This is a genomic window from Gluconobacter sp. R75690 (genome assembly GCF_015244525.1).
In the GTDB taxonomy this organism is placed as follows: domain Bacteria; phylum Pseudomonadota; class Alphaproteobacteria; order Acetobacterales; family Acetobacteraceae; genus Gluconobacter; species Gluconobacter potus.
In genome coordinates this window covers 1-833 of sequence record NZ_JABCQB010000048.1, presented here as the reverse complement: position 1 = coordinate 833, position 833 = coordinate 1, and the positions used below count along the sequence as shown (strand labels likewise).

Annotated in this window: 1 protein-coding gene; it reads right to left on the bottom strand. The window is 54.9% G+C overall.

Features of this window, described 5'->3' with window-relative positions:
* Positions 1 to 12: 12 nt before the first annotated feature.
* Positions 13 to 770 (bottom strand): IS5 family transposase gene (locus HKD27_RS16260; protein ID WP_194690225.1). Its coding sequence is split into 2 segments (ribosomal slippage): positions 13 to 437 and positions 437 to 770, totalling 759 coding nucleotides; the frame shifts between segments, so codons are not numbered across the junction.
* Between the last annotated feature and the right edge of the window lie 63 nt (positions 771 to 833).

Genomic DNA, 833 nt, shown 5'->3' with positions numbered 1-833 from the left:
TAGGCTCAGGGCTCATATCCAGAAGATGACGGTTGCGGCGAGGCAGATGGCTGAGAAGAAGACATTCGGGCATCTGTCATAGCGGGTTGCGACCCGCCGCCAGTCCTTGAGCCTTCCGAACATAATCTCGATGCGGTTGCGGCGTTTATATTTTCTCTTATCGTATTTGACTGGTTTTCCGCGGGATTTTCGCCCTGGAATGCAGGGCTTTATCCCTTTCTCTTCCAGGGCGTCTCTGAACCAGTCGGCATCATACCCGCGATCTCCCAGCATCCATTGTGCGGCAGGAAGACTGTCCAGCAGGGCAGTAGCACCGGTATAATCGCTGATCTGCCCCGCAGTCATGAAAAAGCTCAGCGGTCGTCCGTTCTGATCGGTGATCGCATGCAGCTTCGTATTCATGCCACCTTTTGTCCGTCCGATCAGACGCCTTGGATCCCCTTTTTTAGCCGCAGGCTTGAAGCCGTGCGGTGCGCTTTGAGATACGTCGCATCAATCATGATTGTCTGAGTCTCGGCTTTCGCAGCAGATAGGCCATCCATCATCCGCATGAAAATGCCCATGTCGCCCCAGCGCTTCCAGCGGTTGTACAGCGTCTTATGTGGACCGTATTCCCGGGGCGCATCACGCCAGCGCATCCCATTACGGTTCACGAAAATGATCCCGCTCAACACGCGGCGGTCATCAACGCAGGGTCTGCCGTGGCTCTTTGGGAAAAAGGGCCGCAGGCGATCCATCTGTTCATCCGTCAGCCAAAACAAGTCGCTCATCTCCAGTCTCCTCGCAGAGCCTGAATCAGATTTCCGTAATCAAATCAATGGGTCCTGAGCCTA